The 15,839-nt window shown below is 62.1% G+C and carries 14 protein-coding genes and 1 tRNA gene; 9 read left to right on the forward strand and 6 right to left on the reverse strand.

Annotated features, from left to right (window positions below):
* The first annotated feature begins 122 nt into the window (after window positions 1-122).
* Window positions 123-1,328: a PQQ-dependent sugar dehydrogenase gene (locus H351_RS11500; protein ID WP_029255891.1), complete on the forward strand. Its 1,206-nt coding sequence runs from the start codon at window positions 123-125 to the stop codon at window positions 1,326-1,328.
* Window positions 1,329-1,331: 3 nt separating this feature from the next.
* On the opposite strand, the gene H351_RS11505 is transcribed toward H351_RS11500, so the two are convergent.
* The 6 genes from H351_RS11505 to H351_RS11530 form a co-directional block, all read right to left on the reverse strand.
* Window positions 1,332-2,219, reverse strand: a complete 888-nt coding sequence (locus H351_RS11505) for a cyclase family protein (RefSeq protein WP_029255890.1) — start codon at window positions 2,217-2,219, stop codon at window positions 1,332-1,334.
* On the reverse strand, window positions 2,219-3,799 hold the full coding sequence (locus H351_RS11510) for an SLC13 family permease (RefSeq protein ID WP_021345090.1): 1,581 nt from the start codon (window positions 3,797-3,799) through the stop codon (window positions 2,219-2,221). The genes H351_RS11505 and H351_RS11510 overlap by 1 nt, the downstream gene beginning before the upstream one ends.
* Before the next feature lie 78 nt (window positions 3,800-3,877).
* Entirely contained in the window at window positions 3,878-4,534 is a 657-nt protein-coding gene (locus H351_RS11515; protein ID WP_024487329.1) for a hypothetical protein, read from the reverse strand.
* Window positions 4,535-4,773: 239 nt separating this feature from the next.
* A complete protein-coding gene (locus H351_RS11520; RefSeq protein ID WP_019744654.1) occupies window positions 4,774-5,754 on the reverse strand; it encodes a ribose-phosphate diphosphokinase in 981 nt (326 codons plus the stop codon).
* Window positions 5,755-5,826: 72 nt separating this feature from the next.
* Complete coding sequence (gene glmU, locus H351_RS11525) at window positions 5,827-7,278, reverse strand: bifunctional UDP-N-acetylglucosamine diphosphorylase/glucosamine-1-phosphate N-acetyltransferase GlmU (RefSeq protein WP_019744653.1); 1,452 nt, start codon at window positions 7,276-7,278, stop codon at window positions 5,827-5,829.
* A gap of 90 nt (window positions 7,279-7,368) precedes the next feature.
* Window positions 7,369-7,439, reverse strand: a tRNA-Gln gene (locus tag H351_RS11530).
* Between the two features lie 154 nt (window positions 7,440-7,593).
* On the opposite strand from H351_RS11530, the gene H351_RS11535 reads away from it, so the two are divergent.
* From H351_RS11535 to H351_RS11570, 8 genes are all read left to right on the forward strand, one after another.
* On the forward strand, window positions 7,594-8,247 hold the full coding sequence (locus H351_RS11535; protein WP_019744652.1) for a TetR/AcrR family transcriptional regulator: 654 nt from the start codon (window positions 7,594-7,596) through the stop codon (window positions 8,245-8,247).
* A gap of 189 nt (window positions 8,248-8,436) precedes the next feature.
* Window positions 8,437-9,078 carry a ScbR family autoregulator-binding transcription factor gene (locus tag H351_RS11540; protein ID WP_003946317.1) on the forward strand — a complete coding sequence of 214 codons (642 nt, stop codon included), beginning with the start codon at window positions 8,437-8,439 and terminating at the stop codon, window positions 9,076-9,078.
* Window positions 9,079-9,364: 286 nt separating this feature from the next.
* Window positions 9,365-9,811, forward strand: a complete 447-nt coding sequence (locus H351_RS11545; RefSeq protein WP_020970291.1) for a holo-ACP synthase — start codon at window positions 9,365-9,367, stop codon at window positions 9,809-9,811.
* On the forward strand, window positions 9,804-10,046 hold the full coding sequence (locus H351_RS11550; RefSeq protein WP_003946296.1) for an acyl carrier protein: 243 nt from the start codon (window positions 9,804-9,806) through the stop codon (window positions 10,044-10,046). The genes H351_RS11545 and H351_RS11550 overlap by 8 nt, the downstream gene beginning before the upstream one ends.
* Window positions 10,043-11,233, forward strand: coding sequence for an acyl-CoA dehydrogenase family protein (locus H351_RS11555; protein WP_020908563.1), 1,191 nt, complete (start codon window positions 10,043-10,045; stop codon window positions 11,231-11,233). The genes H351_RS11550 and H351_RS11555 overlap by 4 nt, the downstream gene beginning before the upstream one ends.
* On the forward strand, window positions 11,230-12,186 hold the full coding sequence (locus tag H351_RS11560) for an amino acid--[acyl-carrier-protein] ligase (protein WP_020970290.1): 957 nt from the start codon (window positions 11,230-11,232) through the stop codon (window positions 12,184-12,186). Before H351_RS11555 ends, H351_RS11560 begins: the two co-directional genes overlap by 4 nt.
* A complete protein-coding gene (locus H351_RS11565) occupies window positions 12,186-13,172 on the forward strand; it encodes a DUF1839 family protein (RefSeq protein ID WP_029255888.1) in 987 nt (328 codons plus the stop codon). The genes H351_RS11560 and H351_RS11565 overlap by 1 nt, the downstream gene beginning before the upstream one ends.
* A 2-nt stretch (window positions 13,173-13,174) precedes the next feature.
* Entirely contained in the window at window positions 13,175-15,760 is a 2,586-nt protein-coding gene (locus tag H351_RS11570; protein ID WP_029255887.1) for a glycosyl hydrolase 2 galactose-binding domain-containing protein, read from the forward strand.
* The last annotated feature ends 79 nt before the right edge of the window (window positions 15,761-15,839 follow it).

Consider the following 15,839-nt stretch of genomic DNA (forward strand, 5'->3'; position numbering starts at 1 on the left):
ATCGACTCGAAACGCGGGTTTCCGCGTCTGGGAAGGACTTCTGTGCGCTCGGTTCCGGCAGCGCAGACCGATTTGTCTGTTTATAGTGAGGCGCAGAACGGTTTCCGACCCGAGGAGAACGCGTGCGTCATCCGAAGCTCGCCGCATTGACCGTGGCCCTGACTGCAGTACTGGTGATGCCGGTAACGCAGAGCGTGGCTCAACCCTTCCCCTTCGACCCCGGCAGTTTCGGCAACGGCAGTACCGGATCGCTGGGCGGTGACGACCCGGACATTCCCATAGAGAACACCCTCCCGCAGCTGTCGGTCACCACACTCGTCGACGGACTCGATCACCCCTGGGACGTCGTGGCAGCCCCGGACGGCGCGATCCTGACGGGACAACGGTCCGGTGGATTCTTCGTTCGCCGAGGCGACAACACGACAGGTCCAGTCTCTGCTGACCTTTCGGATCTCTACGCTCAGTCCGAAACCGGGCTCATGGGCATCGCGCTTGCTCGCGACTTCGCTCAGTCGCGCACCCTGTACACCTGCCAGGGATTCAGCGCTGGGGGAGTCACGGACGTTCGAGTGATCTCGTGGACCGTCGACGCCGGATGGACCGCCCTCACTCGAACCGGAACCGTATTGCCAGGAATCCCGGTCTCGTCCGGGCGTCACGGGGGTTGCCGAATTCTGGCGGCCCAGGACGGAACGCTGTTCGTCGGGACGGGTGACACCGCGACGCCGAGCGTTCCGCAGGATCCGAATTCGTTGGGCGGCAAGGTCTTGCACATCAACGCCGACGGATCTCCAGCAGCGGGGAATCCGAATGCAGGCAGCCCCGTCTACACGCTCGGGCATCGCAACGTCCAAGGCTTGGCCGTGCAACCTGGAACCGGCCGGGTCTACTCGGTTGAACAGGGCACAAGCGTCGACGACGAAGTCAATCTGCTTACCCCCGGCGGAAATTACGGCTACCGCCCGGATCGGCTTCCCGGAACGTACGACGAATCCGTGCCGATGACCGATCCGGTGCGAGTGCCGGGAGCAATTGCGGCGGTGTGGCGTTCGGGTAGCTCCACGTTGGCTACCGCCAGCGCTGCCTTCACGGGCGGAGCCGCGTGGGGTGCCTGGGACGGTGCGCTCGTAATAGGTGGTCTCAAGAGCAAGGAACTGATTTTCCTCCGCCTCAGTGCCGACGGACGCTCGGTCGACGCGCAGACCTTCGGATTGGTGAACCAGTTCGGGCGCTTGCGCTCGGTGACTCCGACGCCGGACGGCTCGCTCCTGGTGACCACCGACAACGGAGCAGGCGACAAGGTGCTGCGGGTGACGCCAACGCCCTGATCTTCAATACCAGGCGATGACCCGGCACGGACCACCCGAACCACCCGCATGCGTCGGCGCTCCCACCATCACCGTGGCGCCGACGGCCGGAAGTGCGGACAGGTTCGCGAGGGCTTCGACTGCGTACTTTCCTGAGCCCAAAGCGCTTCGGTGAGCCCCGTGGGTGGTGCTTCGGCCCGCGTCGATGCTGAGAGTGTCAGAACCCACGGCCACTATGTCGCGCTCGCGGACGAGAAAGTCGATCGCTTCGGGGGCGAATCCCGGAGTGTGTTGCACGCCGTGTACATCTCGATTCGTGAAGGCTCCGCCGGCACCGGCCCGGGTATCCCAGCCCGAGTTCATCGCCACCAGGCTGCGAGGAGAGATCGTCCCGTGGACGGCTTCCCAATCGAGGATGTCCTGGAGGGTGAGCAACGCGTCAGGGTCGACGGCGGCTCGGGCGCTGATATCGACGACCGCAATCGGTACGACGAGGTCGGCGACCGGAATCTTCTCGACGGTGATTCCGTCCGCACTGGCGTGCGCGGGCGCGTCGATGTGCGTACCGGTGTGTTCCTCGAGGCGGAGTTCGTTGAGGTAGAAGTTTCCCCCGAAACCAGAGGACCCGAGCGAGCCCAGGGACCCGCCGGCGTCGGCGATCTTCGCCAGGTTCCTCATCTCGAACGAGCGCGCGCCCGGCCACACCGGGAAATCCGGCGTCAGTACATGGGTCAGATCGACGATGGTCCGACCCGATGGCGCTGCCGACGCGATGGGCTGCACCGCGCCGGCCACGACGGTCGCACCGAGCGCAGTAGTGCCGAGCGCCGCGAACATCGATCGTCGGCTGACTTTCCTGCCCTCTCGTCCGATCGATTCGTAGACCTCCGACAACACCTTCGGTGAGCACATCAGAAACTCCAGATCACTGGGATCAACACCGTCGCAACTACCAGGAACCACAACAACATCGGGAGTCCGAGCTTCCAGTAGTCGCCGAACTTGTATCCGCCAGGTCCCATCACCATCATGTTCGCGGGAGTGGCGACGGGCGTCAGGAAGGAGGCTGCGGCAGCGACGGTCACCGTCATCAGAAGGGGCAGCACCGAGATATCGAGTTCGCTGGCGACCGAGATGGCGATCGGCGTGATGATCAGCGCGGTCGCGGTGTTGCTGATCAGCTGACCCAGCGTCGCCGTCACGACGAAGAGTCCGGCGACGACGACATACGGGCTTGCACCACCGACGACGTCGACGAAGGCATGAGCGAGTTTCTCGGCTGCGCCGGTCTGCTGGATCGCGGTCGAGAGCGGGATCATTCCGCCGACGAGAATCAACGTGGTCCACGAGATGGACCGATGCGCTTGCTCCACGCTGATCACTCGTAACAAAACCATCGCACACGCCGCGAGGAGTCCGGCTATCGCCGACGGCACCAATCCGAAGGTCAGCAACACGACCATCGCCGCGACGACGACGAGGGCGATGACCGCGCGAGTTCCCAACGGCGCTGCCTGCTTACGGATCTGACCAGGTGCGTCGACCACGAGGACATTCGGATCGACCGCGGTGTGGGTGTCGAGATCGTCCCAGCTGCCTTGCAGGAGGAGCGTGTCACCTGCCGCCAACTTGACGCCCTTCGGGCCGCAGTCCTCACCGGCACGCTGGACCGCGAGGATCACCAGATCGCCACTGTCGGTCACCATGCCGGGAAAAGCCCTGTCGCCGATCATTTCCGAGCGCGGCGGGATTATCACTTCGACCACACCGTCGTGCTTGGTGATCAAGGGCTCTGCGGACGGCGCATCCTTGCCCATCAACTGATACTGCTTCGCGAGGGTCTTGGCGTGCCGACTCAGGTCAGGCGACATCGACGTCCCCGCACGATGGGGGAGGACGTGAGGACCGAGAAGTACGGCGATCGCGATCGTTCCCAATACGAGCGGCGCACCGACCAAGGTGAAACTGAAGAACCCGAAAGCACCGGCCCCGGATTCCTCGGCGGCTTCGGAAACGATGATGTTGACCGGTGTTCCGGTCAAGGTGAGCATCGAACCGGCATGGGCGGCAAATGCCAACGGCAGAAGCAGTTGTGACGTCGACTTACCGAGACGCACTGCCAAGACGACCACCATCGGCACCAACGCGGCTACGGCTCCGTTGACGCTGATCAATGCGGTCAACGCGGCAACCAGCAACATGATCGCACTCAAGAGACGGACTCGGGATTCACCGACTTTTGCCAGCAATTTCTCGCCCGCCCACGTGGTGACACCGGTGGCGTCGAGGGCTTCGCTGACGACGAAGAGCGCGGCGATGAACACCACCGTGGGATCGCCGAATCCGGCAAGCGCCTGCTCCATCGTGATGACACCGGTGGCGTAGAGCGCCAGGGCAGTGCCGATCGCGATGATGCCGACCGGGATTCGGCCGATCACGAACAGCGCCACGACCAGTGCAAGCACGACAAAGGTGATGGTGATGTCATTCACGATTCGTAAAGGTACCTGCTCATACAGAACGGCCCCGTCTCGCAAGGGAGACGGGGCCGTGGGACGGACGCGAAGGAATTAGTTGGAGGCGGCGATGCGAGCCTTCTCGAGAGCGGCCAGCGTGCGAAGAACCGTGGCCTTCTGCTTGTTGAGATCGCTCAGTCGCGCGCGCGCCGGCAACCCTTGTGCGAGTTCGGCGACCTTGATCTGCTCGTCGATCGAACCGAGCTGATCGAGAAGCCCTAGGACGCGAGCCTGGAGCGTGTCGATGTCCACGGTGTCCGTCTTGACCGGAGCGGCAACGCGCGTCGCTGTGCCCGTGCTGGCGGGGCGGGAAGCCCGTGCGGGTGACGTGTCGGCGACAACCGTTGCGGCACGGGGCCGAATTGCCTTGCGAACGGCGGCCGCATCGGGAAGGACGTCCATGCGGATCTCGTTCAGAACTCGGCGAGCCTCGCGAGCGTTGACGCGGTACTCGCGTTCTTCGTCGTCGTCGGACTGCAGCGTGCCGCCGAGCGGGCGCAGACCGTACATACCGAGGAAGCGCTTCGCGTCGTCGATGATGCCTTCGTTTTCACGACATTTTCCACAGCGGGGTTCGTTGCGGAACATGTCCACGGAGTTGTCGTCTCCGCACCAGACACAAGATCCTGGGCGCCACCGCCGGATCGTCGGAACTGATGAATTCAGGGAATGAGATTCGGGCCGGGATTCCAGGGTTTGCGCGTCGATCACGACGAGCCACACTAGGCGAAGATTGCGGCGCGGTGAACACCGCCCCAACATCGACCTGGGTTTCTGGTCGTGGGCGTGATCAAGATCATGCTGAATGCCGTATTCGGTGGTATTCGTGTGTCCCACAGGTGGTTTCATGATGACCGGGTGGTCTGTTTCTGTGGTGTTCACGAAGACGACGACGGGCGCGTACCAGTGACCGTGAAGTCACAGGTACGCGCCCGTAGAGCAGCGTGAGACTAGGCGCTGCCGTTGAACAGCGAAGTCACAGAACCGTTCTCGAAAACTTCCTTGATGGTGCGAGCCAGCAGCGGTGCGATGGACAGCACCGTCAGCGTCGGGAACTTCTTCGACTCGTCGATCGGAAGTGTATTGGTGACAACAACTTCCTTTGCGCCACACGTCGACAGGCGCTCGGCAGCAGGGTCGGAGAGGACGCCGTGGGTTGCAGCGATGACGACGTCACCCGCTCCGGCCTCCTTGAGTACCTTGACCGCGCCGGCGATGGTTCCGCCGGTGTCGATCATGTCGTCGATCAGGATGCAGGTGCGACCTTCGACATCACCGACGACGCGGTTGGACTTGACCTGGTTGGGTACCAAGGGATCGCGCGTCTTGTGAATGAACGCCAGCGGCGCTCCGCCGAGCGAGTCGGCCCATTTCTCGGCGACGCGAACGCGGCCCGAGTCGGGGGAGACCACCGTGATGTTCTCGAGGTTGTAGCCCGCGCGAATATGGTTGGCCAACTGGCTGTGTGCGTGCATGTGATCGACGGGGCCGTCGAAAAAGCCCTGGATCTGATCGGTATGAAGGTCGACCGTGATGATGCGATCGGCGCCGGCAGTCTTGAGCAGGTCAGCGATCAGGCGAGCGGAGATCGGCTCGCGTCCGCGGTGCTTCTTGTCCTGGCGGGCGTACGGGTAGAACGGAAGAACGGCGGTGATGCGCTTTGCCGATCCACGCTTGAGAGCGTCGATCATGATGAGCTGCTCCATCACCCACGTGTTCAGCGGTGCCGGATGACTCTGCAGGACGAACGCGTCGGAGCCGCGAACCGACTCTTCGAATCGAACGAAGATCTCACCGTTCGCGAAGTCGCGCGCGGTCTGCGGGGTGACGCGGATGTCGAGTTCCTTCGCCACCTGCTCCGCCAACTCGGGATGTGCGCGACCCGAGAACAACATCAGGTTCTTCTGGTTGTCGATCCAATTCGCAGTCACTGGTTCATGCCATCCTTTTGTACTTGCCGGTCGATCTGGTGGTGATCTGTGCTGTCAGGTAGTGCAGGGCTGTCAGGTTGTTGCAGGGCCGTCAGGTTGTGCAGCTGCTGCTGCAGCATCGGCCGCGGGCGTGCCGGGACGATTCTTCTGAACCCAGCCCTCGATGTTGCGCTGCAAACCACCCGAGACGGCAAGCGCCCCTGGCGGTACGTCGTTTCGCAGAACGGTTCCGGCCCCGGTGTATGCGCCGTCACCAACGGTGAGCGGGGCGACGAACATCGTGTCGGAACCGGTTCGCACATGCGACCCCACCACAGTACGGCTCTTGTTCACGCCGTCGTAATTGACGAAGACGCTCGAAGCCCCGATGTTGCTGTGATGGCCGATGGTGGCGTCGCCGACGTAGGTAAGATGCGGAATCTTCGAATGCTCGCCGATGTCCGCGTTCTTCGTTTCCACGTATGCGCCGATCTTCCCGTGGTCACCGAGGCGTGTAGCCGGCCGCAGGTAGGCGAAAGGACCGACGGTCGCGTCGGCTCCGATCACGGAGTCGGTCCCGTGGGAGCGGACGACTTGCGCGCGCTCACCGACGCTCACGTTGTCCAAGGTGGTGTCGGGGCCGATCACGGCGTCCTCGCCCACCGACGTTGTGCCGGTCAACTGAACTCCGGGCAGGAGCGTCACGTCCTGTGCGATGTGCACGCCGCAATCGATCCACGTGCTCGCCGGATCGACGACGGTGACGCCGGCACGCATCCACGTCTCGAGGATCCGACGGTTCATCTCGCGGGCGAGCGTCGAGAGCTGCACGCGGTCGTTGGCGCCCGCGACGAGAACCGAATCCGCGATGTGCTGCGCGCGAACACGCTTGCCCGCGCGACGGGCGATCATGATCACATCAGTGAGATAGAACTCGTGCTGTGCGTTGTTGGAGTCGAGAGACGCCAGCGCATCGCGCAGAGTCTCGAAGTCGAAGGCGTAGACACCTGAATTGACCTCGGTGATCGAGCGCTGCGAATCGGTGGCTTCCTTCTCTTCGACGATGGCGTTGACTTCGCCGTCCGTCGTACGAAGGATCCGTCCGTAGCCGGTGGGGTCGAGGGCCGTCGACGTCAACACCGTGACCGCAGCCGCAGGGGCGGCAGTGTGCTGAGCGAGGAGGTCTGCGATGGTCTTGCCGTCGAGCAGCGGCACGTCGGCGGCCGTCACGAGTACGGTTCCGGCGAAGTCGGCCGGCAGACCTTCAAGTCCGCAACTGACGGCGTGCCCGGTGCCCTTCTGCTCGTCCTGAACGGCGACGGTGACGGGCCGGCCCAGTTCACCCGCGACTGCGTTGACTGCTTCGGTGACACGCTCACGATCGTGACCGACGACGGTCACCAGGTGCGTGGGGTTCAGTGAGGTTGCCGCGTGAAGCGAATGTGCCAGCATGCTACGTCCGGCGAGAGTGTGGAGGACCTTGGGAGTCTTCGACTTCATTCGTGTACCGGCACCCGCTGCGAGAACGATCACGGCGGTCTGCACTGGTTTGAGCTCCCTCTGTCGATCAAACTGTCGATCAAGCTGTCGATCAAGACACGCATTTCCGCTCGGAAAATGCATGTTGTTCACCAGCTCCGCCGCCAGGACTCGAACCTGAACTATCTGAACCAAAATCAGAGGTGCTGCCATTACACCACGGCGGATTGCCACGCATTGCCGAGCCTTGCGGCCGAACGCGCGCAAGAATAATCGCATGCCGACCCGCCGTAGGTCGAACCGCTCCTCTGATTGGGTCCCCGAAGTCCCGATAGGCTGAGCGTCCACAGCAGTAATTTGTGTGTCGGCGAGAGGAAGACAATGGCGGCGGTGTCCGGTTCGGGTGGCGGGGATCCAGTTCCCGAACGAGTGACACGGATCCGGATGACCGGTACCCAACGTCGGCAACAACTGATCGAGATCGGGCGGGCATTGTTCGCCGAACGGGGATACGAAGCGACCTCGATCGAGGAGATCGCCCAGCGAGCAAACGTGTCCAAGCCGGTCGTGTACGAGCACTTCGGCGGCAAGGAGGGGCTTTACGCCGTAGTAGTGGACCGGGAGATGTCGCGACTCCTCGAGATGATCACGTCTTCGCTCTCGCAAAATCGCTCGAGAGTTCGAGTCGAGCGGGTTGCGTTGGCTTTGCTCACCTACGTGGAAGAGCACACTGACGGATTTCGGATACTCGTGCGCGATTCGTCCGTTGTTGCGCCCAGTGGGACGTATTCGAGCTTGCTCAACGATGCGATCAGTCAGGTGGGCTACCTGCTTGCGGGGGACTTCTCCAGACGCGGTTTCGACCCCGGACTAGCAACGATGTACGCACAGGCGCTTGTCGGCATGGTGTCCACTACGGCTACTTGGTGGCTCGACGAGCGGACTCCGTCGAAGGAAGTTGTCGCCGCTCACCTCGTGAATTTGTGTTGGAATGGGCTGACGAATCTGGAAGCCGACCCACAATTGGAGGGTTAACCAGGCGCGCCTGCCGCGCAGAGATGGATCGCGGTCTAAGCTGTGTTCGCTGTATCACGATCGTTTGATGGGCAAATGTCTCATTTGTTTGCAGGGTGGGTTGAATGCCGAACCGTGCCTTCCATTTTGACGCTGTGAACGGGTAAGACCAAGGATTCGTTCGATGTGTGGTGATTGGAGGCCGGATCGATGGTGAGGCAAGAACGGGCAGAAGCCACCCGTGATTCGGTGCTGCGCGGAGCAGCGGGTGTGTTCTTGCGCCTGGGTTATGCCAATGCCAGCTTGAGCGAGATCATCGCCGAGTCGCAGGTGACCAAAGGCGCGCTGTACTTCCATTTCGGGTCCAAGGAAGAACTCGCGCGGGCGGTGATCGACGAGGGTTCGGCGCGTTTCGACGCAAAATGTGAGCTCTGGTTGGACCGTCGCACTCCCGCACTCGAGTCGCTGATCGGTATTTCGTCGGTCATCGTCGACATCGGTGCGCATGACGCCATGGTTAGAGCAACGTTCCGCTTGTTGGTCGAGATCGGGGACTATCGGGGCTCCGGGCCGGCGACTCTGGACGTGTGGCTCGATATTTACCGTGAACTTGCCAGCCGTGCGGCAGACGAAGGTGATCTGCGTTCGGACGCGGATTCTGCTGACATCGCTCGTTTCCTGTTGGAAGTGGCGTCCGGAGTTCGGCTGATGGCAGCCGCGACCGGGACCGTTCGTGAGCTTTCGGACTCCATGAAGGCATCGTGGAACCTGATACTCCCGATCGTGGTCCCGGAATCGAAAGTGGAGTACTTCAGGCAATTCGCGGCCCGCCGCCTTGCCAGCGATCACTGAAATCACTGACTCTCCGCACTGCTCCTTTGGCCAGTTTGCTGCAAATGTCCTGGTAGCGACATTGTTCTCTTTGTTCTGCATTCGAAACAAACTAAGAGTATGTTTATAGTGTTGATGGGAATCTGGAAGTCTGATCTTGCCCATCATCTTCGGATTGCGGTATGTTCTACCGGTAGCTGAAGAATTGCTGAGAATGAAGGTTTGTCAGGGCAGGGTGACGGCGTCGGCGCACCGGGCAGCATAGGGGGCTGCCCGGCGTGCACGACCCCAGATGGGGAGTCAACAGATGGGTGACACTGCGCCGACGCCGATGCTCGATATCGGCCCGCGGATCGGCTGTGACGTAGTGAACGTCGTGGATGTCACTCGAAGTATCGAACTCTTCGGGCGGAGGTATCTCGATCGGACCTTCACCCCGCACGAATTGCAGACGTGCGCCGGGCCGGCGCGGGATCAACGATTGGCTGCACGCTTCGCCGCCAAAGAGGCTGTTGTGAAGGTGCTCAGGCCGGGTGACGTTCCCGTCCCGTGGAATTCCATCGAAATCACTCGGGCCGAGTGGGGTGGTTGTGGGGTGACGCTCTCCGGCAATGCCGCGGAACTCGCGCGGGCCCAGGATCTGCACGATTTTCAAGTATCTATCTCGCACGAAGCGGACGTGGCCATCGCAATGGTGATCGCAACACGCTCGGGCGCTCGCATCGAAAAGAAGGACGACATCGCTGATGATTGATCAGGCAATTCGGAAAGTGCTCGTCGAGCACGGTCGGCTGGCAGTCGACGTGAGCACGATCGATGGAGAGGCCGATCTTTACGAGTTGGGTTTGACGTCGCACGCGAGCGTGAATGTCATGTTGGCGCTGGAGGATTCGTTCGACATCGAGTTTCCTGACGAGTTGTTGCGGAAGAGTACTTTCGCAAGCGTCAAGGCGATCGAGGGTGCGTTGACGGAGTTGGGTGCTGCATGAACGCTCCGCAATCGCAGTGCGCCACCGGGACAGCCCTCGAGCGGGCCACACGGTTGGCCGACGAAGTTGCAGCGGTGTGGGCCGACGAAGTCGATGCCGAGGCAAGGTTTCCGCGTGAAGCTGTCGACGCCATGCGAAGCGAACGGCTGCTGTCGGTAGCTGTGCCGAGGGAACTAGGCGGCGAAGGACTCTCGCTGCAGGAAGTGTCGCAGATCGCCCGTGTGATCGGAACACGCTGTGCAGCAAGCGGAATGATTTTCGCGATGCATCAGACGCAAATCTACTCGTTGGTCAAGCACGGCAACACCGAAGCGCTACGCGGGTTTGTCGAAGAAACAGTCGACAAGCAACTGCTGTTGGCATCGGCAACCACTGAGCTGGGAATCGGTGGTGACGTCAGCCGGAGTTACTGCGCGGTCGAAGACTTGGGCGGTCATCTGCTGTTGATCAAGAACGCGCCTGTCATTTCGTACGGCGAACACTCCGACGCGATAGTCGTGACGGCTCGGCGAACCCCGGAGAGTCAGCCGAACGATCAGGTTCTCGTTGTGTGTCGTACCCCAGACCTGACGCTCGAACGCACCACCGAGTGGAACACGCTGGGACTCAGGGGAACTTGCAGTCTTGGTTACATCCTTCGGGCCACCTCGACGCCCGAGATGGTCGCCGACGTACCGTATTCCGATATCTCCACCCATACGATGCTTCCGGTCTCGCACGTCGTCTGGAGCTCGGTGTGGTTGGGAATTGCCGACGCTGCAGTCGAGAAGGCACGCAAGTACGTGCGTGCCGCCGCCCGCAAGCAGCCCGGAGTCACTTCCCCCGGAGCGCTGCGGCTCGCCGAAGTTGCTGCTTCGGCACAACAATTCGCCGATCTCGTCGACGCCTCTGCACGCAGGTACGACCGCGCAGTCCACGCTGCGGAAGGCGCCGCCGATTTCGAGGCGACGGGAGCGGTGGGCTTTTCGCTCGCGATGAACAACCTGAAAGTCACAGCCTCCACCGCGGTGGTGGAAATCGTGGGGCAGACAATGCTGATCTGTGGCATCTCGGGATATCGCGAGGACACCGAATTTTCGCTCGGTCGGCACCTTCGTGACGCGCACGGCGCAGCGGTGATGGTGAACAACGATCGAATCATGGCAGGTTCAGCGCACATGGCTATCGGATACCGGGGAACGCTATGACGACGGAGAATGTGACAACCGAGACTGTGACAGGCGAGACCGATCTGGATCGGGCTCGGGCTGCATTTCAACGCGAACTGCTCGTCGAAGGACTACTCGTCGAGACAGAGGTACCGGGACTCTACGGGCGTTCCGGCGTGTTCGAGGACATCGTCGACGGTATCGACCGAGTGGTGGTTGCAGCGGGGCCAGGCGACGCCGCGACTCGGCTGCGGTTCCCGCCGGTGTTCCCTCGTAGCAGTTTCGAGCGCACCGACTACATCGCTTCGTTTCCCAACCTCACCGGCGCCATCAACACCTTCGCTGGTTCCAATCGCGATCACGCGCGACTGCTGGCCGATCGCGCCGACGGACAATCGTGGGATCGCCACCTCGAGCCGACCGAGACCATGCTCGTCTCCGCAGCGTGCCATCCTGCCTATGCGCGATACACCGGAGTTCTCCCCGAAGGCGGGGTGCTGCTGGACATCTACGGTTTTTGCTTCCGGCACGAACCGGCGATCGATCCGGCTCGCATGCAAGCGTTTCGGATGCACGAGTTCGTGACGATCGGTGACGCCGCGGCAGCGCGAGCGCATCGCGAGCACTGGATCGAGCGGGGGCTCGAGGTGCTCGGCCGGCTCGAACTCGACGCCACCCCGGTGATTGCCAATGATCCTTTCTTCGGACGCGCCGGAAAGATGCTTGCAGCCAACCAGCGTGAAGAGAATCTCAAGACGGAACTGACGGTTCGGCTCTACGGAGATCTCGACGAGGGCACGGCGATCGTGTCCGCGAACAACCATCTCGACCATTTCGGTGTCAACTTCGACATCCGAACGGCGGAGGGGGAGGTGGCGCACAGCTCGTGCGTCGGCTTCGGGATGGAGCGAATCGCGTTGTCCTTGTTGCGGACTCATGGTCTTGATGTGGCTGCGTGGCCAACCTCCGTACGCGAACGAATGGGCATCTGATGTCCCGGCTCATCGACATTTCACCTGATCGCTACCAACCCCATTCGTTGCACCAGGACGACCGGGTGTGGGCGCAGACCAACTGCTATACGGATCTGTGGATCGAAGTGTTGCATTCGCTGGGATTGGACCCCGTCCCGGCATTGGCATGTGCCTTCTCATCGCGGTTCGACGGGACTCAGTGGACGTTCCTCAAGCTCAAGGCCGAGGACATCTACGCGCTGTACGGAATCGAAGTCGCCGAGATGAACGTCTGGCGGGCACCGCTGATCCATGTCGAGGACAACCTCGCGGTTGGAATGCTGTCGACGGTTGAAGTCGACGGATACTGGCTTCCCGACACTCTCGGAACGAGTTATCACGAGGGGCACACCAAGACCACGATCGTGCCCAATCGGATCGATCGCGTTGCCGGCGAGCTCGAGTACTTCCACAACAGTGGGTACTACGTGCTGCGAGGCGACGATTTCTCCGGCGTCTTCGATCTCGATCGTTCCTCACTTCCTTCGTTCGTGCCCTACGTCGAACAGATCAGGTTGAATCCGGTTCACGCGACCAACGCCGGAAACATCGCCGAAGTGGCTCGGCGGAACGTAGCGGTTCGAGCGGCGGGTAATCCCGTGCGAGAGCTGGGACGCCGGGTGATCGACGACCTCGAATGGGTGCAGGGGGCGGGTATGGATGCCTTTCACCTCTGGTCCTTCGGGCTACTTCGTCAGTGCGGTGCCAGCGCGGAGCTGGCAGCCGACGCCAGCGAGTTTTTGGACACTGCAGGTTTCTCCGGGACAGGCGAAGCTGCGCCAGATTTCCGAAAAGTGGCGTCCGGGGCCAAGAGCGTGCAGTTTCAGATGGCGCGTGCCTCCAGGGGCCGCGCGGTGGACCCGCGTGAGCAACTCGACGAGATGGCCGTGTCGTGGAAGAGGGCGATGGAAGTCGTTGCCGACACGATCGGCGTCGACTCGCATCGACACTTGAGGTTGGTCTAACAGTGCCTCGTTCGTCAGCAGACCTGCTGGCCGGCGCGATATGGCGATGCGCTGCAACCGAACCCGGATCCATATCTGATCCGGGTGCCCTCGAAACCGTGACCGAGTGGGCCGCAGCGTCTGTGCCTGGGACAGTCGTTGGTGCGATACAGGCGGCGCAAACGGACGCCGGACGCACGAAGTCCGTTGCATCGTCGTCGGTTTCATCATCGTCTGTTGCATCATCGGACTGGTGGTTCGTGACTACCGTGGCCACGACCGGTGAGGGGTCGTGGCTGCTCCAGTTCGACGGTGTGACGGCGTTTGCCGATGTCTGGATCGGCGGCGTCCATGTCGCGTCCACTGAATCCATGTTCACGCCTGGGGAAGTGAGCATTCCGGCCGTAGTCGGCGCTGGTAAACGCGTCCAGGTCGCTATTCATTTTCATTCTCTGTCCGCGATTCTGAGATCGAGGCGTCCTCGAGGACGTTGGCGCTCGTCGATGGTCCGTGAACAGGGTCTTCGGTGGATCCGAACCACGATGCTCGGTATGGCTCCCGTATTCAGTGGCGTTCCGGTACCGGTGGGACCGTGGCGGGGTATCCGGTTGTTGGACAAGGGAGTTGCCGCCGTAGTCTCGGCTGTCAAGCACGCGAGTGTTGACGGCACAACCGGTCACGTTGCCGTCAGCGCTCGGCTCACCGGATTGCCGGCCTCGCTGGAGTACGTGACCGTGCGCGTCGGCGAACACTCGCGACAATTGGCTGTAATTGCCGGACCGGACGGATTCCTCGAGGTGTCCGGCGTCGTCGAAGTGCCGGACGCGCAGTTGTGGTGGCCGCACACTCATGGCGCTCCTCGCACGTATCCGGTGACGATAGAAACGATCGGAGTCTCCGAGCATCTCGGTTCAGTGGGCTTCCGGACGGTGGAGGCCGACAGATCCGATGGTGGATTCCGTTTGAATGTCAACGGCATCCGGGTGTACTGCCGTGGTTCGGTGTGGGTGCCGACCGACCCGATCTCGCTTCAAGACGACGCCGGCACCACTCGTGTCTTGGAACGCCTGGCTGAGGCGGGCCTGAACATGATTCGAATCCCGGGGACGATGGTCTACGAGAGCGACCACTTCTGGGAGGAATGCGCGCGACTGGGCATTCTCGTGTGGCAGGACATGATGTTGGCGACGCTTGATCCGCCCGACACCGACGAATTCTTCGAACTCGTTGCAGCAGAGGTCACCGCGTTCTTGCACAGAGTGCGTGGAAATCCCGCTTTGGCAGTCTTCTGCGGCGGCAGCGAGACCGAACAGCAGCCGACCATGCTGGGCTTGGTCGATCAACACATCCCGCTCATTCATTCGAGACTGCCGGAGCTGATCTCGGCGGTGGCACCTGAACTCGAATACGTGACGTCGTCGCCCTCGGCGCCTCGCGGGGGAGAGCAATTGGCAACGCATGTCGGAAGCGGGGTCGCCCACTACTTCGGGGTGGGTGCCTATCGTCGTCCACTGGCCGACGTGCTCAGCGCGCGAGTACGTTTTGCGACCGAATCATTGGCATTTTCGATTCCACCGTCGAATGCCGTGATCGAGAACGAATTCGGTTCGCTCGCCGTCGCAGGGCACCACCCGGCATGGAAAGCCGCGGTGCCGCGGGACAACGGATCGTCGTGGGATTTCGAGGATGTTCGGGATCACTACGTCCACGCGCTTTTCGGCGAAGACGCTCGTGAAGTCCGGTGGTCCGACCCGGAACGCTATCTCGACCTGGGGCGAGCAGCCGTATGTGAGGCGTTCGCCTCGACGCTCGGCTACTGGCGTCGCCCGGATTCTCGGTGCGACGGCGCCTTGACACTCGCACTGCGAGACCTGGAGCCCGGACCGGGATGGGGGGTCCTCGATTGGAGCGGCAGCCCCAAGGCTCCGTGGTTCGTGCTCCGTAGGAGCGCCAAACCGATCGCGCTCCTCGTCACGGACGACGGTATGGACGGATTGAGGCTCGACGCGATCAACGAGACTGCCGAACCTGTCGTCGGCGAGATCAGGTTTCGAGCGCACAGTCGGTCAGGTGTCGTCCCAGTCGACGTCGCGCTACCGGTCAAGGTGAAATCGCACTCGAGTCTGACCTGGTCCGTGGACAGCCTTGTCGGCCGTTTCACCGACCTCACTCACGTCTTTCAGTTCGGGGCGCGGACATACGACGCCGTCACCGTCACACTCGAAGACGAAGACGGAGAGATGGTGGACGAAGTGGTGCACCTCCTGGGGAGCCCGGCACGGCCCCTCGAGCGGTCGGTCGGACTTGTCGCCACGGCGCGCAACGTCGGCGACGAAGAGTGGGTAGTCGACGTCACGACGGATGCTTCCGCCCAATACGTTGCCCTCGAACTGCAGGGCTTCGAGCCCGAAGACTCCTGGTTCCACCTCGCGCCGAACGGTCGCAGGACTGTACGTCTACGGAGAACCAGCCAGGCAACGAAGGTAATCGGCCGGGTTCGGGCGCTCAACTCTCACACCAGCGTGGCCGTGGCACCGCCGAGCGCCCCGGCCACCCGATCTTCACCGGCCAAGCGGACGACGAAGAAGCCGAGCGTTACGGGAAACTGAACGGATCGGACTGCGCTGCGAGATCGCGCACCGATAGAATCGAACCGGCGCACAACTCTGCCTCGGTGGAGATCTTGCG

The sequence above is a fragment of the Rhodococcus erythropolis R138 genome (assembly GCF_000696675.2).
In the GTDB taxonomy this organism is placed as follows: Bacteria; Actinomycetota; Actinomycetes; order Mycobacteriales; family Mycobacteriaceae; genus Rhodococcus_F; species Rhodococcus_F erythropolis.

Coding starts and splice junctions, on each gene's coding strand:
- H351_RS11550 (WP_003946296.1), top strand. CDS start 9,804: ATGATTGATCAGGCAATTCGGAAAGTGCTCGTCGAGCACGGTCGGCTG.
- H351_RS11555 (WP_020908563.1), top strand. CDS start 10,043: ATGAACGCTCCGCAATCGCAGTGCGCCACCGGGACAGCCCTCGAGCGG.
- H351_RS11535 (WP_019744652.1), top strand. CDS start 7,594: ATGGCGGCGGTGTCCGGTTCGGGTGGCGGGGATCCAGTTCCCGAACGA.
- H351_RS11540 (WP_003946317.1), top strand. CDS start 8,437: ATGGTGAGGCAAGAACGGGCAGAAGCCACCCGTGATTCGGTGCTGCGC.
- H351_RS11505 (WP_029255890.1), bottom strand. CDS start 2,219: ATGTGCTCACCGAAGGTGTTGTCGGAGGTCTACGAATCGATCGGACGA.
- H351_RS11560 (WP_020970290.1), top strand. CDS start 11,230: ATGACGACGGAGAATGTGACAACCGAGACTGTGACAGGCGAGACCGAT.
- H351_RS11565 (WP_029255888.1), top strand. CDS start 12,186: ATGTCCCGGCTCATCGACATTTCACCTGATCGCTACCAACCCCATTCG.
- H351_RS11545 (WP_020970291.1), top strand. CDS start 9,365: ATGGGTGACACTGCGCCGACGCCGATGCTCGATATCGGCCCGCGGATC.